The following is a 20,340-nucleotide window of genomic DNA, read 5'->3' on the forward strand; positions in this document are numbered from 1 at the left end:
GACGGCCTATCCGGGGGCGAGCGCCGCGTCGAACGCCCGCAGGTTGGCGCGCATCATGTCGAGATAAGTCGGCGCCGGCCCGTCCGGCCCGGACAGCGCGTCGGAATAGACCTTGCCGCCGATCCGGGCTCCGCCCTCGCGGGCGATCTGCTGCATCTGGCGCGGGTCGGCGACGTTCTCCAGGAACACCGCCGGCACCCGCTCGCGCCGGATCTGCCGGATGATCGCCGCCACGTCCCGCGGGCTCGCCTCGCTGTCGGTGGAGACGCCCTGGGGGGCGATGAAGCGCAGGCCGTAGGCGTCGGCGAAGTAGCCGAACGCGTCGTGGGTGGTGATGATCCGGCGCTTCTCCGGCGGGATCTTCTCCACCGCAGCGCGCACCGCCCGGTCGAGCTCGTCGAGCTTGGCGGTGTAGGCGGCCGCCGCCGCGGCGTAGTCGGCCGCGTGCGCCGGATCGACCTTGGCGAGGCCGTCGCGGATGTTGGCCACGTAGATCTTGGCGTTGGTCACGCTCTGCCACGCGTGCGGGTCGACCGCGCCGCTCGTTCCTTCGGCGCCGTGTCCGTGGCCGTCATGGTCGTGGTCCGGCGGGCCGGCGATCGTCCGGATCCCGGTCGAGGCGACGATCACGGGCGCGCGCGTGCCCGAGGCGCGGATCAGCCGGTCGATCCAGCCCTCCAGGCCGAGGCCGTTGACGAACACGATGTCGGCCTTGGCCAGCGTCTTCGCGTCGCCCGGCGCCGGGCTGAAGCTGTGGGCGTCGGAGTTCGGCCCGACCAGAGTGGAGACGGCGACGTGCGCGCCGCCGACCTGCCGGACGAGGTCGCCGAGGATCGAGAAGCTCGCCACCGCCCGGATCGGCGCGCCCGCCGGCTCGGCCCGCGCGGCCGCGCAGAGCCCGAGCCAGAGGGCCAGCGCCATCAGCACGCCCGCCCGAAAACCTGTCACCGCGCCGCGCACCGCAGGCCTCCTCGCACCGTCCGACCCGGCGTGTAGTGTAACAGTGTTACATACACAAGCGGGATACACGGCGGGCGCGTCATCCGGCCCGCGGGGTCGCGGCAGGCCGTCAAGGCGGCCGCCTCCGGCGCGTCCCCGCCACGGAGAGTTCGATGTTCCGACGCACCACCACGGCCCTCCTCGCCACCGGCCTGATCGGCCTCGGGCTCGCGGGCGCCGCCGCCCACGGCTGGGGCCCCGAGGGCTTCCGCGGCCATGGCCGCTGGAGCGCGCTCACGCCCGAGGACCGCGCCGCCTTCACCGACGCGCACATCGCCGCGCTCCACGCCGGGCTGAAGCTGACCCCCGACCAGGAGAAGCTGTGGCCGCCGGTCGAGGCGGCCATGCGCGACATGGCGCGGATGCGCGAGACCCGCCGCGCGACCCTGCGCGACCGCCCGAGCTTCGAGACCGACGCCCCGGGCGCCCTGCGCGCGATGGCGGACGCGGCGAGCGCCCGCGGCGACGCCCTGCGCAAGCTCGCCGACGCGACGCAGCCCCTCTACGCCAGCCTCGACGCCGACCAGAAGCGCCGGGCGCTGATCCTGTCCCGGCCGATGGCCGGTCCCGGCCATATGGGCGGCTCGATGGGGGGCCGGATGGGCGACCGGCCGCGCGGGCCGGACGGGGGCCCCGGGATGGGCCCGGGACCGGGCGATGGGCGGCGCTGACCCGCAAGGGTCTTGATCGGCGGCGGCGGCGGCGGCACAGCACCGCCGTCGCCCGTCCCGTCCGGGCCGCGGCGGACTCAACCGGACGTGACACCGGACGTGACATGGCGCGCCTGCCCGGCGACACGGTCCCCCTCCTCGCCCGACTCTGGCGCGCGTGGCTCTTCCCGCACCGGGCGACGCTCGCCGTGGTGCTGGTGCTGATCGCACTCGTCGGCGCCTCCACCGGGCTCTACCCGGCGCTGATCAAGGCCGCCTTCGACGCCTTCGACCGCAAGGACGCCGCGGCGATCGCCTACGGGCCGGTGGTGGTGATCCTCGTCACCAGCCTGCGCGGCTTCGCCCTCTACGGCCAGACCGTGCTGACCAACCGGGTCGTCACCCGCGTCGAGGCCGACATGCAGGCGGCGCTCTACGGCCACCTGATCGAGTCGGACCTCGCCCAGCTCGGTCGCGAGAGTCCGGCGGCGCTGACCCAGCGCTTCACCACCGATTTCGCCTTCATCAAGGAAGCGCTGACCCGCATCTCGACCGTGCTCCTGCGCGATATCGCGATGCTGATCGGCCTCGTGGCGGCGCTGCTGTGGATGGACCCGGTGCTGACCCTGGTGGCCGGGCTCACCGTGCCCTTCGTCGCCGGACCGATCGGCCGGATCGGCCGGAAACTGCGCCGCGTCTCGACGACGACGCAGGAGCAGATGGGCGCCACCGCCAGCCTGATCTCCGAGAGCCTGCAAGGGGCCCGGGTCGCCAAGGCCTACGCCCTGGAAGGCTACCTCAAGGGCCGCACCGCGGCCGCACTCGACGAGGTCCGCCGCCTCAAGATGAAGGCCGCCAACGCCCGCGCGCGGCTCGATCCGCTGCTCGAGGTCGGCGGCGGGATCGCGGTGGCGGGGGTCCTCGTGCTCGTCGGGCAGCGGGTGCTGAACGGCGACAGGACGGTCGGCGACTTCACCGGCTACGTCGCCGCGCTGCTGCTGGCCGCCCAGCCGGCCCGGGCGCTCGGCAACCTCAACGCCATCCTCCAGGAGGCGGCGGCGGCGCTGCGGCGCACCTTCGACCTGATGGACGAGGCGCCGACGATCCGCGAGGCGCCGGGCGCCCCCGCCCTCGCGGTGGGGCCGGGCGAGATCCGCTTCGAGGACGTGTTCTTCCGCTATCGCGCCGACGCGCCGGCCCTGGAGGGGATCGCGCTGACGGTGCCGGCGGGCGGGGTGACGGCTCTGGTCGGGCGCTCGGGCTCGGGAAAATCCTCCCTGCTCAACCTCGTGCCGCGCCTCTACGACGCGACTGGGGGCCGGGTGACGATCGACGGTCAGGACGTGCGCGGCGTGACGCTCGCCTCCTTGAGGGCGGCGGTCGCCGTGGTCTCGCAGGAGGTGACCCTGTTCGACGACACGATAGCCGCCAATATCGGCTTCGGCCGGCCCGGGGCGACGCCGGAGGCGATCGAGGCGGCCGCCCGGGCCGCCGCCGCCCACGGCTTCGTCTCCGCCCTGCCCGAGGGCTACGCGTTCCGCGTCGGCCCCGGCGGCGGCCGGCTCTCCGGGGGCGAGCGCCAGCGGATCGCGCTGGCCCGGGCCTTCCTGAAGGACGCGCCGATCCTGCTCCTCGACGAGGCGACCTCGGCCCTCGATTCCGAGTCCGAAAGGCTGGTGCAGGAGGCCCTGACCCGGCTGATGCGCGGGCGTACGACGCTGGTGATCGCCCACCGGCTCTCCACCGTGCGCGAGGCGGACCTCATCGCCGTGATGGAGGCGGGGCGCGTGATCGAGACCGGCGGGCACGCGGAGCTGATCGCCGCCGACGGCGCTTACGCGCGGCTGCACCGCCTCCAGCTCGCGGAGCCGATGTCCGCGTGCGGGGGTCTCACAGGATGAGGCTTCCCCGGTAGCTGTCCCCTAACCCCGGCTGCCGCCTCGCCGCGGTCCCCGCACGGCGGGGAGAGGGGATGCGCACTGCCTCCCTTCGCCGCCTCAAGCGATCGGCGGGCGCGGCAGGCGGCTCTCGCCGGGCTCCATCACGAAAGTGTGGTCGAGGCTGTACCACGGGGCGGCGATATCGGGCTCCGGGGGCGCCTCCCCGGGCCCGTGCTCGACGAAATCCCCGATCAGGGCGGCGGTGACGCCGAACACCGCGTCGCTCGCAAGGTACGGGTCGTGCGGGTCGAACACTTGGCTGACCAGCGTCTTCCAGCCGGGCTTGGCGCAGAGCACGTGCAGGTGCGCCGGCCGGTACGGGTGCCGCCCCTGCGCCCGCAGCACGTCGCCCGCCGGCCCGTGGGTCGGCACCGGGTAGCCGGCGGGGCGCACCGAGCGGAAGGCGAAGCGCCCGTCCGCATCCGTCGTCAGGATGCCGCGCAGGTTCATGTCGGCCTGATCCGGATCCTGGTTTTCGTAGAGGCCGACCGGCGAGGATTGCCAGACGTCGACCCGGGCTTCCCCGATCGGGGCCCCGTCCGGCCCGGTGACGCGGCCGCGCACGAACAGGGCCGGCCCCGGCGTCGGCGAGCGCAGCAGGCTGCCGCCGTTCGCCACCCTCGGCGCGCCGTCGCGCCAGAACGGCCCGAGCAGGGCCGCGGCGGTCTCGGTGGCGCCGGCGTCGCCGTTGTTGAGCAGGCAGACGAGGGTGGAGAGGCCGAGCACGTCGGACATCAGCACGCCCTCGTTGTGCCGGTCGTCGGTGGTCCGGCCGATCCGGTTCAGGCATTCGACCCCCGCCTCCCACTCCGCCTCGGTCAGGCGGACCTCGCGGGCGAAGGCGTGGAGGTGGCGCACCAGCGCCGACAGGATCGCGTGCAGGCGCCGGTCCGGCATGGCCGCCATGGCGGCGAGCACCGCGGGGGTGACGCCGTCGGCGCCGGCGATGATCTGAGGCTCGCCCGTCCCGGCCATCGCCCCCTCCCGGAATGCAGCCTCGCGCCATGGTCGGCCACCCCTCTCGCGCGCGCAAGGCGTCCGCGGTGACGCGGATATGCGCGGCCTCCGTAGATTCGCGCGCCGGAGCGCGCCATAAGACTCGGAGACGAGAGGACGAGACCCGTGAGCGACCTGACGTTCGAGATCCAGAGCCACCCCGCCCCGCGCTCCGCCGAGGAGCGGGCGGCGCTGATGGTGAATCCGGGATTCGGCAAGGTGTTCACCGACCACATGGTGACGGCGCGCTACACCGCCGCCCGCGGCTGGCACGACGCCCGGGTGGAGGCCCGCGCGCCGCTCCAGCTCGATCCGGCCGCGGCCGTGCTGCACTACGCCCAGGAGATCTTCGAGGGCTTGAAGGCCTACCGCACGGTCGACGGCGGCGCCGCCCTGTTCCGCCCGGAGGCCAACGCGCTCCGGTTCCGGCGCTCGGCCGAGCGGATGGCGATGGCGCCGCTGCCCGAGGACGCCTTCGTCGAGGCGATGCGCCAGCTCGTGTCGATCGACCGCGCCTGGATCCCCGACACGCCGGACGGCAGCCTCTACCTGCGGCCGTTCATGATCGCGAGCGAGACCTTCCTCGGGGTGAAGCCCTCCTCCGAGTACCTGTTCGTGACGATCGCCTCGGCGGTCGGCTCGTATTTCAAGGACCCAACCGGCACGGTGACGGTGTGGGTCTCCGAGCACTACACCCGCGCCGCCCCCGGCGGCACCGGCGCGGCCAAGTGCGGCGGCAACTACGCCGCGAGCCTCGCCGCCCAGGCCGAGGCCGCGAGCCACGGCTGCGAGCAGGTGGTGTTCCTCGACGCGGCCGAGCGCCGCTACGTCGAGGAACTCGGCGGGATGAACGTGTTCTTCGTGTTCGATGACGGCACGCTCGTCACTCCGCCGCTCTCGGACAGCATCCTGCCCGGCATCACCCGCGACTCGGTGCTGACGCTGGCCCGCGAGGCCGGCCTCAACGTGAAGGAGACGCCCTACACGATCGACGCGTGGCGCGCGGACGTGAAGGCCGGCCGCCTCACCGAGGCCTTCGCCTGCGGCACAGCGGCGGTGATCACGCCGATCGGCCGGGTGCGCGGGCGCGAGGACGACTTCACCATCGGCGACGCGGTGGCCGGTCCGGTGGCGCAACGGCTGCGCGCCCTGCTGGTCGACATCCAGCGCGGCAAGTCGAACGACGCCCACGGCTGGTTCCAGAAGGTCTTCTGATCGGGCCCAGATCGGGCGAGCGCCGTCCCGCCGGGGTCCGCGCTCGGCCCGGGACCGGCCCGGCATCCGGCGGATGCGGACCGGCGGCGCGACGCCGGATATCGGTCCCGCCCGGTCCCGGGATGAACGGAGGGACCTCAGCCGTTCCTTCGACGATGCCGCATTCCGCCCACCCGTTCATCGCCCACACGATCGCCCACCCGCGCCTCAGCGTCCGGGACGCCCGCCTGCGCTACGGCCGGCGGCAGGCCCTCGACGGGGTGTCCCTCGACCTCGCGCCGGGGGAGATCGTCGCGGTGCTCGGCGAATCCGGCTGCGGCAAGAGCAGCCTGCTGCGCCTCGTCGCCGGCCTGGAAGCGCCGGACGCGGGCGAGATCCGGATCGACGGCCAGGGTGTCGCCGGTGCCGGCCGGATGGTTCCCGCCGAGCGGCGCGGCGTCGGCCTGATGTTCCAGGACCACGCGCTGTTCCCGCATCTCGATCTTCTGGACAACGTCCGCTTCGGCCTGCACCGTCTGCCGCGTGCTCGGGGCACGGCCCTCGGCCTGGAGCGGCTGCGCGACGTCGGCTTGGCGGACCGGGCCCGCGCCTACCCGCGCACGCTCTCCGGCGGGGAGGCGCAGCGGGTGGCGCTGGCGCGGGCGCTCGCCCCGGACCCGAAGCTGCTGCTTCTCGACGAGCCGTTCTCCAGCCTCGATCCCGGCACGCGGGAGCGCGTGCGCGCCGACACCCTGGCGCTGCTGCGTTCCGGCGGCACCACGGCCCTGCTCGTGACCCACGATCCCGACGAGGCGATGGGGTTCTCCGACCGCGTCGTGCTGATGCATGCCGGGCGGATCGTGCAGGCCGGCACCGCCGAGGACCTCTATCGGCGCCCGGCCTCGCCGCGCGCGGCCCGGGCGCTGGGCCCGGTGATCGAGCTGGAGGGCCGAGCCGGAGCCGGGCGGATCGAGACCGCGCTCGGCACGCTGCCCGGCGCGCCCGGTGGGTCGGGTCCGGTGCGGGTCTGCCTGCGTCCCGAGGCGATCCGGACCGGGGCGCCGGGCGAGGGCCGGCCGGCGCGCGTGGTCGGGCACGTTCTCGGCGGCGCCGGACCGCGGGTGCGGCTCGCCGTGGAGGGGATCGACGCGGCGATCCTCGTGCCGGTCCCGGCCGGGGCGCTCCCCGCCAAGGGCGCGACCGTCGGCCTGCGCCTCGATCCCGCGGGTGCCCACGTCTTCCCCGCGGCCCTGGACCGCACCGGGCCATGATCACAGTATAATTATAGTAATTCTAAAACTTGCGACTTGCATGCGCAGTATATCTGCGGCATCTGGCACGCATAATTCAATCCAAAGGATCGATCCGCCGTGAAGCGATTCCCCCGTGCCCGCCGGATCGCGTGCGGCATCCTGGCCGGTTCGGTCCTCTCGGGCGCCGCGGGCGCCGCCGAGATCAACCTGTACACGACCCGCGAGCCGGGCCTGATCAAGCCGCTGACCGACGCCTACACGGCGGCGAGCGGCGTCACGGTGAACACCACCTTCGTCGAGAAGGGCTTGGCGGAGCGGGTCGCCGCCGAGGGCGCGCGCTCGAACGCCGACGTGATCATGACCGTCGACATCGGCAACCTGATCGAGCTGGTCGACAAGGGGCTGGCGCAGCCGGTCGCCTCGCCGGTCCTGGACGCGGCGATCCCGGCAACTCTGCGCGACCCGGCGGGCCAGTGGTACGCGCTGTCGATGCGCGCCCGGGTGCTCTACGCCGACAAGGACCTGGGCCTGACCTCCGCGACCTACGAGTCGCTGGCCGATCCGAAATGGAAGGGCAAGGTCTGCATCCGCTCGGGCCAGCATCCCTACAACACGGGGCTGATCGCGGCCTACCTCGTCAAGCACGGGCCCGAGAAGACCGAGGCGTGGCTGCGCGGCGTCAAGGCCAACCTCGCCCGCAAGGCGGCGGGCGGCGACCGGGACGTCGCCCGCGACATCGCCGCCGACCTCTGCGAGGTCGGGCTCGCCAATTCCTACTACGTCGGGCTGATGCGCTCCGGCCGCGGCGGTCCCGACCAGCAGAAGTGGGGGGAGGCGATCAAGGTGGTGCTGCCGACCTTCGAGGGCGGCGGCACCCACGTCAACGTCTCCGGAGCGGTGGTGGCCAAGTCCGCGCCGCACCGCGACGAGGCGGTCAAGTTCCTCGAATTCCTGGTCTCCGACCCGGCGCAGGCTCTCTACAGCCGGACCGATTACGAGTATCCGGTGAAGCCGGGGGTCGCGGTGGACCCGGTGCTGGCCGCGTTCGGGCCGCTCACCGTCGACAGCACGCCGCTCCCCGAGATCGCCCGCAACCGCAAGGCCGCGAGCCTGCTCGCCGACAAGGTCGGCTTCGACAACTGAGCATCGGCGGCCCGCGCACCCGGCGGCGGCCACCGGGACCCACCCCGGATGGGGACGCACACGCATGAGCGCCGCGCCGAGGCTCGCCGGCTGGGCCGCGGCGGCGCTGCTCGCGGCCTGCCTGCTCGCGCCCGTCCTCTCCCTGGCGGCGGAGGCGATGGGGGGCTCGGACGTGTGGCCGCATCTCACCGCCCACGTCCTTCCGCAGGCCCTGCGCGACACCGCGCTGCTGCTCGCGGGCGTCGGCCTGATCGTCGCCAGCCTCGGCACGGGCTGCGCGTGGCTGGTATCGGCCTTCGAGTTCCCCGGGCGGCGCTGGCTGGAGCCGGCGCTGCTGCTGCCGCTGGCGGTGCCGACCTACGTGGTCGCCTACGCCTATCTCGACCTGCTGCACCCGCTCGGACCCGTGCCCTCGGCCCTGCGGGCGGCGCTCGGCCTCGCCCGCCCGCGCGACCTCGCCCTGCCGGACCTGCGCTCGCTGCCGGGCTGCACGGTGCTGCTCGGCCTGGTGCTCTACCCCTACGTCTACCTGCCGGCCCGCGCCCTGTTCGCGATGCGCGCCGGCACGTTGCTGGAAGCGGCGCGGATCCTGGGCGCCGGGCCCGTCCGGGCGTTCGTCCGGGTCGCCCTTCCGCTCGCCCGGCCGGCGATCGCGCTCGGCACCGGCCTCGCCCTGATGGAGGCGCTGAACGACGTTGGCGCCGCCGAATTCCTCGGGGTCCGGACCCTCACGGTCCAAGTCTACGCCACCTGGGTCAACCGTTCGGATCTGGCGGGCGCGGCGCAGATCGCCCTGGTGATGCTCGCCTCCGTCGTCGGCCTCATCGGGCTCGAGCGGCTCGCCCGGGGGGGACGCGACTACGCCGGGACGGGACGGCGCGAGCGCCCGGCCGCGCGGCGCAGCCTGCGCGGCTGGCCGGCGGCGCTCGCGCTGGGGCTCGGCGTCCTGCCGGTGGCGCTGGGCTTCCTCGTGCCGGCGGGCTACCTCGCGGTCGAGGCGGTCCGGCGGCTGCGGTTCTCCGGACTGCCGGCCTCCCTGCCGCGGGAAGCGCTCTCGACCGTCCTCTACGCCGGCCTCGCGACGGCGCTCACGGCGGCGGTCGGGCTGCTGGTGGCGGCCGCCCCCGGTCTCCTCGGGCGCCGGGCCGGCGGCGCGTTGATCCGGCTCGCCGGCCTCGGCTACGCCATGCCCGGCACGGTGCTCGCCGTCGGGCTGCTGGCGCCGCTCGCCGCCCTCGACGCGGGGCTGGCGGCCGCGGGCGGCCGGCTGATCGGGGACGTGCCGGCGCTCGTCGGCCTCGGCACCGGCACGGCTCTCGTGGCGGCCTACACCCTCCGGTTCCTGAACCTCGCGGTCGGCGCCACCGAGGCCGGCCTCGCTCGGATCCCCGCGGCGCTGCCCGACGCCGCCCGCGTGCTCGGCCGCTCCCGCCTCGCGACGCTCGCCCTGGTCCAGGTCCCGCTGGCGTGGCCGGCCTTCGCCGCCGGCGCGCTGCTGGTGTTCGTCGACTGCGCCAAGGAGCTGCCGGCGACGCTGCTCCTGCGCCCGCTCAACGTCGAGACCCTGGCCACCCACCTCTACGGCGAGGCTTCCCGCGGCACCTACGAGGACGGGGCGGTGGCAGCGCTTCTGATCGTCGCCCTGGGCCTCCTGCCGGTGGCGCTGCTGACGCGGCTGCCGCGGACCGGGCTCGGCGGCGGCTGAGCCGCGCCCGGATCCGCATCGCGACGCGGTCGGGCGGCCAGAGCCGCGGACGCCGCCGCCGTTCTCAGATTCGCCGCTTTCCCCGGGCAGGAGCCGTCCCGGCCCCCGATCCTGCGGTGCCGTCCCGCCGCGCGGACGGCCTGGAGACCTGACCCGGTGATCCGCTTCGAGAACGTCAGCAAGGTCTACAGCACCAACGGCAACCGCCGAACGATCCTGGAGCAGGTCTCGTTCACCCTGAAGCCCGGAATCTCCTACGGGGTCCTGGGCATCAACGGCGCCGGCAAGTCGACCACCGTGCGCCTTCTGGCGGGTACCGAGGAGCCGACCCGGGGCCGGATCATCCGAGGCCGCCGGACCTCCTGGCCGCTGGGCTTCTCCGGCGGCTTCCACCCGATGATGACGGGCCGCGACAACCTGACCTTCGTGGCGCGCATCTACGGTGAGGATCCCAAGAAGGTGCTCGAGTTCGTCGAGGACTTCTCCGAACTCGGCAGCTACCTCGACGTGCCGATCAGGACCTACTCCTCCGGCATGGCCGCCCGCCTCGCCTTCGGGATGAGCATGGCGATCCCGTTCGACTGCTACCTGATCGACGAGATCACCTCGGTGGGCGATGCTCGGTTCGCCAAGCGCGCCGACGAGGTGTTCTCGCAGCGCCTCAAGCACGCCGACGTGATCATGGTCTCCCACTCGATGGACACGATCCGCAAGTGGTGCACGCAGGGCATCGTCCTGCTGAACGGCCGCGCGATCATCTACGAGGACATCGACGACGCGATCGAGGTCTACCGCCGCCTCAACTCCTGAGCGGGCACCGGCCGGGGATGCGGGTGCGCCGCCCCGCCCGCGACATGGTTTTGCCGTCTGCGCGTGGGAGAGGCCCGCGATGCGGGCTCGGCGCCGCCGGCCACGGGGCCGGGGCCCTCGGAACCGGAAAGCCGGGATACGGTCGATGAACATGGAGATCCGGAAGGTCGAGGGCCAGCCGCTGACGACGGCCGATCGCCAGAAGGCGATCACCGAATCGCTGCGCCAGATCGCCCGCACCTCGCGGTTCGCCGACCGCAAGAAGGGCATCCGGTCCTATCAGACCCAGGCCAAGAACGACCCCTGGGTGCCGATCCTGTTCCTCGTCTGCTTCGTGCTGCCGACGCTGGCGGGTCTCGCCTACTACGGCTTCATCGCCTCCGACCGCTACGTCAGCGAGGCGCGCTTCGCGATCCGCCCCGCGATCGGCTCCTCCGACAAGTCGACAGCCGAGATGGCGGGCGGCACGTCGAGTTCGTCGAACCCGATGGTCGCCCAGGACACGCAGATCACCTACGAGTACATCCTCAGCCGGCCGATGCTGGAAGCGATCACGGCCCAGTTGCCGATCCGCGACTGGTACAGCCGGGACAGCATCGACTACTTCTCCCGCTTCGATCCCGAGAAGCCGATCGAGAAGTTCCTGCGCTACTGGAAGCGCATGGTCGGGGTCGAGATCGAGCCGAACTCCAGCATCATGTCGGTGACGGTGGCGGCCTTCGACGCGAACGAGGCTCTGGCCATCGCTCAGGCGGTGATGAAGGAAGCCGAGCGGATGGTGAACGACCTCAGCGTCACCTCCCGCAACGATGCGCTCTCCGAGAGCACACGCGAGCTGAAGCGCGCGGAGGAGCGGATGACCAAGGTCCGCCTCGAAATGCGCGATCTGCGCAACCGGGAAGGCATCCTGGATGCGCAGAAGACCAACGACGTCAACATCAAGATGGTGAGCGAGATGCGCGCCGCGCGCATCAACCTCGCGGTGCAGCTCGCCATCGGCCAGCGCGACCTCGGACCGGATCACCGGCGGATCATCGACATCAAGCAGCAGATCAAGGATATCGACGACAACATCGCCCGGATCGAGAAGGCCTCGACGAGCCAGAGCGCGGACGAGAAGCGGCTGCTCTCCGACGCGCTCACCCGGTTCGAGGCGCTGGAGACCGAGCGCAAGAACGCCGAGAAGCACTACCAGCAGGTGATCGCCGCCTACGAGCGCGCGCGGATCATCTCGGCCCGGCAGATCGAGTTCTTCAGCCCGATCGTCCAGCCGGTGAAGGCCGAGTCCTCCACCGAGCCCCGGCGCCTGCTGATGATCGGCCTGATCACCGCCGGAGCCGCCGCGCTGTTCGGCGCCGCCGTCTTCGCCCGCAAGCTCATGGCCTGACGCGTCCCCGGACGAGCGGTCCCCGGGCTCGCGGCGCTCTCAACCCTCCGGCGTCCCGGTGGGCCAGATCGTGACGGCCGGTCTGCCCGCCTCGCTCCGCCCCGCGGCCCCCTCGCTCGCAACGGCCGGCCCGGCGGTGCCGCCCGTCCAGCCCTGCGCCCGCCAGTTCTCGGCGCGCTCGTCGAGGTCGATCGAGCCCGCCGCGTCGAGGATCTCCAGAACGCGGTCCGCGCGGTCCGCATCGACCCGCACGGTGACGAGGGTGCCGCCCCGGCGCACGCCCTCGGCGTAAGTGCGGGCCTCCCCTTCGCTCAGGCCCGTGCCGGTCAGGCCGCCGATGAGACCGCCGGCCGCCGCGCCGACGCCGGCACCCGTAACCGCGGACACGAGCCACCCCGCCGCGACCACGGGCCCGAGCCCGGGGATCGCCAGCAGGCCGAGACCGGCGAGCAGCCCCGCGCCGCCGCCCAGAACCGTGCCCACCGTCGCCCCCGCCCCGGTGCTGCCGGCGGCGCTCGCCTCGGCCTGCCCCGCAGGCGCGGTCGTACCGGGGGCAGACCCCTCGGGCGCGTCCTCCGAGCGGTTGCCGACGATGCTGATGTCGGCGTGCGGGATTCCGGCGGCCTCCAGCCGCTCGATCGCCGCCGCGGCAGCCTCGTAGCGGTCGAACAGGGCGGTGACGGCGCGTGCGGCCATGATGCTCGCGATCCTTCCGGTGACGGGGATTCAAACACCGGGGCCGGCGCGGGTTCCGGATGACCCGCCTTAACGCCCCGCTAACCATCCGCCCGGCAGGAATTGCCGGGTGCGGGGCACGGACGGCGCGGTTCGGGAGAGGATGCCGGGATGAGCGAGGCGGCGGGCGCGCCGGCGCGTGCGGGGGCTGCGGCGGCGCTGGCCCAGTTCTCGCTGCCGAGCCGCGGCGATCTCCAGGCGCTGACGAAGCGCTCGGACCTGCTGTTCGCCACCGGCGTGATGGGCATCCTCGCGGTGCTGATCTTCCCCCTGCCGGCGGTGCTACTCGACCTCCTGCTCGCCGTGTCGATCATCATCTCGGTGCTGATCATGATGACCGGCCTGTCGATCGACAACCCGCTGGAATTCACCGTCTTCCCGACGCTGCTGCTCATCGCGACGATGCTGCGGCTGGCGCTGAACCTCGCCTCGACGCGGCTGATCCTCGCGCACGGCCACGAGGGCACGGCGGCCGCCGGCCACGTCATCGAAGCGTTCGGCAACTTCGTGATGGGCGGCAACTTCGTCATCGGGATCATCGTGTTCGCGATCCTGATCATCGTGAACTTCGTCGTCATCACGAAGGGCTCGGGCCGCATCGCCGAGGTCGCCGCACGCTTCACCCTCGACGCGATGCCCGGCAAGCAGATGGCCATCGACGCCGACCTCTCGGCCGGGCTGATCGACGAGAAGGCGGCCAAGACCCGGCGCGCGGCGCTGGAGGAGGAATCGGCCTTCTTCGGCGCGATGGACGGTGCCTCGAAATTCGTGCGGGGCGACGCGGTGGCGGCGCTCCTGATCACCTTCATCAACGTGGTCGGCGGCATCATCATCGGCGTCGCGCAGCAGGGGATGAGCTTCGGGGACGCCGCCAAGAGCTACACCCTGCTCACCATCGGCGACGGGCTGGCGAGCCAAGTGCCCGCGCTGATCGTCTCGACGGCGGCGGGCCTGCTCGTGTCGAAGGCGGGCGTGCGCGGCGCGGCCGACAAGGCGCTCGGCAAGCAGCTCGCGCACTACCCGAAGGCGCTCGGCATGTCGGCGGGGGTGATGCTGCTGATCGGGCTTCTGCCCGGCATGCCGATCCTGCCGTTCCTGCTGCTCGGCGGGGGAGCGGGCTACGCGGCCTGGAAGATCGCCCGCACGGTCAAGGAGGCGCCCGCGGTCGACGCCCAGGGCCAGCCGGTGGCCGCGGCCGCGGGCGCCGCCGAGAAGGAGGAGACGGTCAGCGACCTCCTGAAGCTCGACGACCTGAAGCTGGAGATGGGGTACGCGCTCCTTCCGCTGGTCAACGGCGAGGGCCAGGACCGGCTCACCGACCAGATCAAGGCCCTGCGCCGCCAGCTCGCCGCCGACCTCGGCTTCGTGATGCCCTCCGTGCGCATCCTCGACAACGTCCAGCTCGACGCCAACGCCTACGTGGTCCGCGTCAAGGAGATCGAAGCCGGCACGGGCAGGATCTTCCCCGGCCAGTTCATGGCGATGGACCCGATGGGCGGGCAGGTGCAACTGCCCGGCCAGCACATGCTGGAGCCCACGTTCGGGTTGCCCGCGACCTGGATCGACGCGGCTTTGCGCGACGACGCCCAGCTCCGGGGCTACACCGTCGTCGACGCGGCGACCGTGGTCTCGACCCACCTCACCGAGATCATCAAGGCCCACGTCTCGGAGCTTCTTAACCACGTCGAGGTGGCCAAGCTCCTGCGCGAGTTGCCGAAGGAGCACGGCGAGCTGCTCAAGGAGGTCGTGCCGGCGCAGATCTCGACCACCGGCATCCAGCGGGTGCTGCAGTTCCTGCTCGCCGAGCGGGTCTCGATCCGCGACCTCGGCACGATCATCGAGGGCGTCGCCGAGGTCGCGGGCGCGGTGAAGAACCCGCGCGACGTGGTCGAGCACGTCCGCGCCCGGCTCGGCCGCCAGATCTGCGCCCAGTACCAGGGGCCCGACGGCACGCTGCCGATCATCACGCTCTCCCCGGCCTGGGAGCAGGCGTTCCTCGAATCGATCGTCGGCGAGCGCGAGGAGCGCTACCTCGCGATGCAGCCCTCGAAGCTCTCGGAATTCGTCAACACCGTGCGCGACCGGTTCGAGACCGCGGCGCGCCAGGGCGAGATGCCGGTGCTGGTCACCTCCGCCCAGACCCGACCGTTCGTGCGCTCGATCATCGAGCGCTTCCGCCGCGAGACCCCGGTGATGAGCCAGGCGGAGATCCACCCGCGGGCGCGGCTGCGGACGGTGGGCTCGGTGTGAGCGGCGCGGGCGGATAGTCGAACGGCAGGGTGAGAACCCCGCGGTGGTAGGGGAAGCGGGCGCGCTGGAGCGGGTCGGGGCCGGTGAAGATCAGCCGGGCGCGGAAGGAGACCGGGCTCACGCACAGGAGGTAGCCGCGCAGGTTGCGCTCGTCGGGCAGGAACCACGCGGCGTCGAGATAGCGCGCGTCGTCCCGCACCCAGCGCGGGATCGGCAGGCACCAGCGCCGGGCGAGATGCTCGCCGACGCCGCCGAGATAGGCATCCGTCCGCGCCATGCCGACGAAGCCTGGATCCTCCCGGATCATCGCGGCCTGCCGGTCGCTCTCGCCGTCGGCCGTGTAGAAGCCGTCGAGGAACTCGCAGGTGTGGTGATCCCAGTCGCCGTCCCCGCGAATCCGGTCGGCGACCTCGCGGAGACTCGCGGGCCTCACCGGGGCGGGACCAGCACGGAGGTAAATCGCGCCAGCGCCTCGACCGGCGGCTCCTCGCCGTAGATCGAGCGGTAAAGGCACGCCAGATCTTCGACCGCATCCAGCCCCAGATGGGCTGCCAGCGCGCGGGCGTCGCTCATGTCGCGGTCGCCACGGTCGAGGCTGCGTAGGGCCTGAAGCTTCATGGCGAGCAGGTAGTGCGGACGCGCCACGAAGGTCCGGAGGCCCGGCGGCCGGCCGGACGGATAGCTGCCCGAGATCTCGAACAGCGCCTCGTCCTCGTCGAGCGGCGTGAACATGCCGACGGCGTTGTTGAGCCAGTTCGGATCGAGATCCATCCGCTCCGCGACGCGTGCCACGGACGGCGCGATCACCGCCTCGTCGTACCCCTCACGGACGACGGCATCGACGTCCCAGGTGGAACGCCGCCACGCGAATTGCAGGATGAGGGCGCCGCCGCCGTAGACGGCAAGCTCCACGAAGACCCCGCGCGCCGCCAGATCGGCCCCGAGCCGTTCGAGCGCCTCGCGCAGGCGTTCGGCGTCGAGCGGGCGTCTCACGGAGGATTCCTCCTCACACCGCCTTGCGCTTCAGCTCCCGCTCCATCTCGTGCGCGTCGAGGCCGGGCACGGTGACCGGCGCCTCCGGCACGGGGCCGGGCTTGCGGCCGTGGGCGGCCGAGCCGATCGCCGCCGCGAGGCGCGCGCGCTCGAAGGCGACGACCACGATCACCGAGATCAGCGCCGGGATCCAGAAGTAGAAGATCCGGAAGATGATCACAGCGGCGATGATCGCGTCCTTCTGCGCCTCGTCGGTGATGTTCATCGCGGTGATGAACACGATCTCGAACACGCCGAGGCCGCCCGGGGCGTGCGAGGCCAGCGCCACCGAGAACGAGGCGAGGAAGATCGCGAGCACCGGGATGAAGCCGGGATTCATCCCCTCGGGCAGGGCGAAGTAGATGATGCCGGCGGCGCCCAGCAGCTCCAGCGGCGCGGCGACGAGCTGGCGCCCCATGATCGCCGGGCGCGGGTACTCGAGCTTGAACGACCGGATGTGCAGCGGCCGGAGATGCAGGATGGAGCCCGCCACGTAGAGCGCGACGAACGCCAGGAGGCCGATGCCGACGATCAGCGCCGCCTTCGGATCGGTGAGGAAGCCGGGGAGCTTGCCTTCCAGCCGGCTGAGCAGGGTCGGGTCGACGACGAGGGTGAAGCCGCCGAGCAGGATCGTGCCGAGGAAGAAGGTGAAGGAGCACAGCGCCACCAGCACCGCGACCTGCGCGGCGGTGAGCCCCTTGGCCGTGTAGGCCCGGTAGCGCACCAGCGCGCCGGAGAACACCGAGGCGCCGATGTTGTGCGAGAGCGCGTAGGTGGTGAACGAGCAGAGCGAGACGAACAGCCACGAGATGTGGCGCACCCCGAGATGCAGCAGGGCGATCCGGTCGTACCACGCCAACGCTGCGTAGGCGACGAGGGTCGAGAGCGCCGCGAGCAGGATGCGGTGCGGCGGGATCGCCAGGATCGCCGTCCAGATCGCCTGGAGCGAGGTGGTCTTCAGTTCCTGGTAGAGGAAGTAGCCCGACACCACCACGGCCGCGAGGCCGATCAGGGGCCAAACGAATTCACTGATCTTCTTCATGGACACCGGCGCCTCGGGAGAGCCCCTGATGCGCCAGCGAGCGGCGCGCCGCAAGCGGTGCCCCCCGGCCCGCCGCGGGCTCCCCTTGTCAGCCGATCGTGACGGTTTCGTGCCGCGACATCGGTGCTCGCGGGTCCGCGCGTCAGGCGCGCACCCGGGAGAGGCCGATGCCGTCCATCGCCGCCTGGTCGCGGGCGGCCTCGGCGGCGCGCTCGGCCGAGCGCTCGCGGTCTTCCAGGATCTCGACCTTCTTGAGTTCCTCGAACGCCTCGCCGAGTTCGGCCTTCGCCTCGGCGAGCTGGCCTTCGAGCGCCTCGGCCGACTGGCGCATGTTGTCCCGGCGGGTGGCGGCGGCGCGGGCGTAGGTCGGGTAGGCGAAGTGGGCGGCATCCGAGATGCCGGCGCGGGCCTCCTCCAGGGCGACCTCGCGGTCGAGTTCCACCGCCATGCGCTGGAAATCGGCCATCATCATCTCGATCTGAGTCACGCGGCGGCGCTTCTCGTCGACCTGGAAGCGGCGCAGGCGGATCAGCGTGTCACGCGATTTCATGGGGGACGCTCACTCCGACGCAACGCGCGCGCCCGGTCTGTCCCGTCCGGTGCGCGACTTTCAAGCCCCGCCGACGATCTCGGTGAGCCTCGCGTAACCTTCGCCGATGGACGTTGCTTCTTCCTTACCCTGCCCCAGAAATGCCTCAAGCCGGGGCATCAGCGCCACTGCCTCGTCGACCTCGACCGAGGAGCCGGCACGGTAGGCGCCGAGCCGGATCAGCTCCTCCATGTCCGCGTAGGTGGAGAGCACCCGGCGCGCCCGGCGCACGACCGGCAGGTAGGCCGGGTCGCAGGAGCGCGGCATGGTGCGCGAGACCGAGCGCAGCACGTTGATCGCCGGGTAGCGCCCCCGCTCGGCGATCGCCCGCTCCATGACGATGTGCCCGTCGAGGATGCCGCGCACCGCGTCCGCCACCGGCTCGTTGTGGTCGTCGCCCTCCACCAGCACGGTGAACAGGGCCGAGATCGTCCCCTGCCCGACCCCGGGCCCCGCCCGCTCCAGGAGGCGCGGCAGTTCCGAGAACACGGTCGGGGTGTAGCCCTTGGCGGTCGGCGGCTCGCCGGCGGCGAGGCCGATGTCGCGCTGGGCCATGGCGAACCGAGTGATCGAGTCGATCATGCACAGCACGCGGGCGCCCTGGTCGCGGAAGTGCTCGGCCACCGACAGGGTGACGTAGGCCGCGTTGCGGCGCATCAGCGCCGGCTCGTCGGAGGTCGCCACCACCACCACCGAGCGGGCGAGCCCCGCCGCGCCGAGGTCGTCCTGGAGGAACTCCTGCACCTCGCGGCCGCGCTCGCCCACGAGGCCGATCACCGCCACGTCGGCGGCGGTGTAGCGGGCAAGCATGGAGAGCAGCACCGACTTGCCGACCCCGGAGCCGGCGAAGATGCCCATGCGCTGGCCGGCGCACATCGTCAAAAAGGTGTTGATGCAGCGGATGCCGAGATCGAGCGGGCCGCCGACCCGGGTGCGGGCGTGCGCCGGGGGCGGGTCGGCCCGCAGCGAGTAGATCTGGCCCCCCTGCGGCAGCGGCCCGAGCCCGTCGACGGGCCGGCCGAGCGCGTCGATCACCCGCCCGAGCCACCCTTGCGTCGGCCGGATCGCCCCGGCCGCCTCGTCGCGCACGTAGGCCGGGCAGCCGCGGCGCACCCCCTCCAGCGAGCCGAACGGCATGGCGAGCGCCCGGTCGCCCTGGAAGCCGATGATCTCGCAGGGCACGAGGGCGCCCGCGCCCGCCGGTCCGGCCGCCCCCTCGATGTCGAGGCGCCCCCCGAGCCGCATCGCCGCCACCGGCCCGGCGACCTCGACGAGGAGGCCGCGGATCGCAACCACCCGCCCGTAGGTCTCCAGCACCTCCACCCGCTCCAGGGCGGCGCGGGCCGCCGCCAGACCGGCGGCGGTCCTTGCCGGATCCTGTGTCATCGGCCCCGCCCTCAACGGTTCGTTTACCGGCCTCCTTAACACTGCGGGCATCGGGCTTGTAGCGGCCCGGTCCTCGGGGGTCCGCCGAGCGATCCGCCCTTCGAACGCGCGAGGGTGTGACCGCCCGGTCACGTTCGGGGGCCGGCGCGTTGCGGGCGAGACACTTAGGAGACGGGTCGCGTGCGGTCCGGCCTGTGCCGGGCTCGGGGGCGTTGCGCCGGGCGAGAACGGAGGGGCAACATTCCTCCGGCCAAGCTCGAAGGCGGTCCCTCAGGACGCTTGCGGCCGGGAATCAGGTTTTGTTAACGATTAATCCATAGCGTTCCACGTCAATGGCGACGGAGCGCCCGTCCACAGGCCGGTGGCGGGCGATCGGTGGGGACGTGTCTGCGCGCTGATGCGGCCGCTGGGGCTGGGGACGGACGATGCGGGTACTTCTGATCGAGGACGACAGCGCGACAGCGCAGAGCATCGAGCTGATGCTGAAGTCCGAGAACTTCAACACCTACACCACCGACCTCGGCGAGGAAGGGGTCGATCTCGGCAAGCTCTACGACTACGACATCATCCTCCTCGACCTGAACCTGCCCGACATGTCGGGCTACGAGGTGCTGCGCAGCTTGCGCGTCGCCAAGGTTAAGACCCCGATCCTGATCCTGTCGGGCATGGCCGGCATCGAGGACAAGGTGAAGGGCCTCGGCTTCGGCGCCGACGACTACCTCACCAAGCCGTTCCACAAGGACGAGCTGGTCGCGCGCATCCACGCCATCGTCCGCCGCTCGAAGGGCCACGCACAGTCGGTCATCACCACCGGCGACCTCGTGGTGAACCTCGACCAGAAGACGGTGGAAGTCGGCGGCGCCCGCGTCCACCTCACCGGCAAGGAGTACCAGATGCTGGAACTCCTCTCGCTCCGGAAGGGCACGACGCTGACCAAGGAGATGTTCCTCAACCATCTCTACGGCGGCATGGACGAGCCCGAGTTGAAGATCATCGACGTGTTCATTTGCAAGCTGCGCAAGAAGCTCGCCAACGCCAGCCAGGGCAAGAACTACATCGAGACCGTCTGGGGCCGCGGCTACGTGCTGCGCGAGCCGATGGACGGCGAGGAGCGCATGGCCGTCTGATTGTCTTCGAGACCCCGTCCCTCTCAGAAAACCCCGTGCGGTGGTCCCGCGCGGGGTTTCTTCCATTCTGCCGCCGCCGCCCCGCCGCGAGGCGCGGCTTGG

At 72.2% G+C, this 20,340-nt stretch carries 18 protein-coding genes; 10 read left to right on the plus strand and 8 right to left on the minus strand.

What is annotated here, in order from left to right:
* Positions 1-6: 6 nt before the first annotated feature.
* Positions 7-921 (minus strand): metal ABC transporter solute-binding protein, Zn/Mn family, encoded by a 915-nt coding sequence (locus tag Q8W71_RS08105; protein ID WP_305524932.1) that lies wholly within the window; start codon positions 919-921, stop codon positions 7-9.
* 191 nt (positions 922-1,112) lie between these two features.
* Here Q8W71_RS08105 and Q8W71_RS08110 point away from each other — a divergent pair, with 191 nt between their 5' ends.
* Together Q8W71_RS08110 and Q8W71_RS08115 are read left to right on the plus strand one after the other, a co-directional pair.
* Positions 1,113-1,670: a Spy/CpxP family protein refolding chaperone gene (locus Q8W71_RS08110; protein ID WP_305524836.1), complete on the plus strand. Its 558-nt coding sequence runs from the start codon at positions 1,113-1,115 to the stop codon at positions 1,668-1,670.
* Positions 1,671-1,774: 104 nt separating this feature from the next.
* Positions 1,775-3,550, plus strand: coding sequence for an ABC transporter ATP-binding protein (locus Q8W71_RS08115; RefSeq protein ID WP_305524837.1), 1,776 nt, complete (start codon positions 1,775-1,777; stop codon positions 3,548-3,550).
* 96 nt (positions 3,551-3,646) lie between these two features.
* Here Q8W71_RS08115 and Q8W71_RS08120 read toward each other — a convergent pair whose 3' ends face one another.
* A complete protein-coding gene (locus tag Q8W71_RS08120) occupies positions 3,647-4,564 on the minus strand; it encodes a dioxygenase family protein (RefSeq protein WP_370875366.1) in 918 nt (305 codons plus the stop codon).
* A 147-nt stretch (positions 4,565-4,711) separates the two neighbouring features.
* On the opposite strand from Q8W71_RS08120, the gene Q8W71_RS08125 reads away from it, so the two are divergent.
* The 6 genes from Q8W71_RS08125 to Q8W71_RS08150 all read left to right on the plus strand — a co-directional run bounded on the left by Q8W71_RS08125 (position 4,712) and on the right by Q8W71_RS08150 (position 12,077).
* Complete coding sequence (locus Q8W71_RS08125) at positions 4,712-5,800, plus strand: branched-chain amino acid aminotransferase (protein ID WP_305524838.1); 1,089 nt, start codon at positions 4,712-4,714, stop codon at positions 5,798-5,800.
* A 155-nt stretch (positions 5,801-5,955) separates the two neighbouring features.
* Positions 5,956-7,050 (plus strand): ABC transporter ATP-binding protein, encoded by a 1,095-nt coding sequence (locus tag Q8W71_RS08130; RefSeq protein ID WP_305524839.1) that lies wholly within the window; start codon positions 5,956-5,958, stop codon positions 7,048-7,050.
* A 126-nt stretch (positions 7,051-7,176) separates the two neighbouring features.
* On the plus strand, positions 7,177-8,175 hold the full coding sequence (locus tag Q8W71_RS08135) for an extracellular solute-binding protein (RefSeq protein WP_305524934.1): 999 nt from the start codon (positions 7,177-7,179) through the stop codon (positions 8,173-8,175).
* Positions 8,176-8,239: 64 nt separating this feature from the next.
* On the plus strand, positions 8,240-9,880 hold the full coding sequence (locus tag Q8W71_RS08140; protein ID WP_305524840.1) for an ABC transporter permease: 1,641 nt from the start codon (positions 8,240-8,242) through the stop codon (positions 9,878-9,880).
* Positions 9,881-10,036: 156 nt separating this feature from the next.
* Positions 10,037-10,690, plus strand: coding sequence for an ABC transporter ATP-binding protein (locus tag Q8W71_RS08145; RefSeq protein ID WP_305524841.1), 654 nt, complete (start codon positions 10,037-10,039; stop codon positions 10,688-10,690).
* Positions 10,691-10,835: 145 nt separating this feature from the next.
* Complete coding sequence (locus Q8W71_RS08150; protein WP_305524842.1) at positions 10,836-12,077, plus strand: capsule biosynthesis protein; 1,242 nt, start codon at positions 10,836-10,838, stop codon at positions 12,075-12,077.
* A gap of 39 nt (positions 12,078-12,116) precedes the next feature.
* Here Q8W71_RS08150 and Q8W71_RS08155 read toward each other — a convergent pair whose 3' ends face one another.
* Complete coding sequence (locus Q8W71_RS08155) at positions 12,117-12,773, minus strand: hypothetical protein (protein WP_305524843.1); 657 nt, start codon at positions 12,771-12,773, stop codon at positions 12,117-12,119.
* Between the two features lie 150 nt (positions 12,774-12,923).
* Between Q8W71_RS08155 and flhA the strand changes: the two genes are divergently transcribed.
* Positions 12,924-15,062: a flagellar biosynthesis protein FlhA gene (flhA, locus tag Q8W71_RS08160; RefSeq protein ID WP_305524844.1), complete on the plus strand. Its 2,139-nt coding sequence runs from the start codon at positions 12,924-12,926 to the stop codon at positions 15,060-15,062.
* Here the strand turns inward: flhA and Q8W71_RS08165 are convergent.
* The 5 genes from Q8W71_RS08165 to fliI form a co-directional block, all read right to left on the minus strand.
* Entirely contained in the window at positions 14,974-15,495 is a 522-nt protein-coding gene (locus Q8W71_RS08165; protein ID WP_305524845.1) for a hypothetical protein, read from the minus strand. The two genes, flhA and Q8W71_RS08165, sit on opposite strands and share 89 nt — an antisense overlap.
* Positions 15,492-16,055, minus strand: a complete 564-nt coding sequence (locus Q8W71_RS08170; RefSeq protein ID WP_305524846.1) for a hypothetical protein — start codon at positions 16,053-16,055, stop codon at positions 15,492-15,494. Before Q8W71_RS08170 ends, Q8W71_RS08165 begins: the two co-directional genes overlap by 4 nt.
* 13 nt (positions 16,056-16,068) lie before the next feature.
* Entirely contained in the window at positions 16,069-17,136 is a 1,068-nt protein-coding gene (locus Q8W71_RS08175; protein WP_305524847.1) for a lysylphosphatidylglycerol synthase domain-containing protein, read from the minus strand.
* A gap of 142 nt (positions 17,137-17,278) precedes the next feature.
* Entirely contained in the window at positions 17,279-17,686 is a 408-nt protein-coding gene (gene fliJ, locus Q8W71_RS08180; protein WP_305524848.1) for a flagellar export protein FliJ, read from the minus strand.
* A gap of 60 nt (positions 17,687-17,746) precedes the next feature.
* Positions 17,747-19,111, minus strand: a complete 1,365-nt coding sequence (fliI, locus tag Q8W71_RS08185) for a flagellar protein export ATPase FliI (RefSeq protein WP_305524849.1) — start codon at positions 19,109-19,111, stop codon at positions 17,747-17,749.
* Positions 19,112-19,536: 425 nt separating this feature from the next.
* Here fliI and ctrA point away from each other — a divergent pair, with 425 nt between their 5' ends.
* Entirely contained in the window at positions 19,537-20,238 is a 702-nt protein-coding gene (gene ctrA / locus Q8W71_RS08190; RefSeq protein ID WP_243904606.1) for a response regulator transcription factor CtrA, read from the plus strand.
* Positions 20,239-20,340: the final 102 nt, after the last annotated feature.

The sequence above is a fragment of the Methylobacterium amylolyticum genome, assembly GCF_030700245.1.
In the GTDB taxonomy this organism is placed as follows: domain Bacteria; phylum Pseudomonadota; class Alphaproteobacteria; order Rhizobiales; family Beijerinckiaceae; genus Methylobacterium.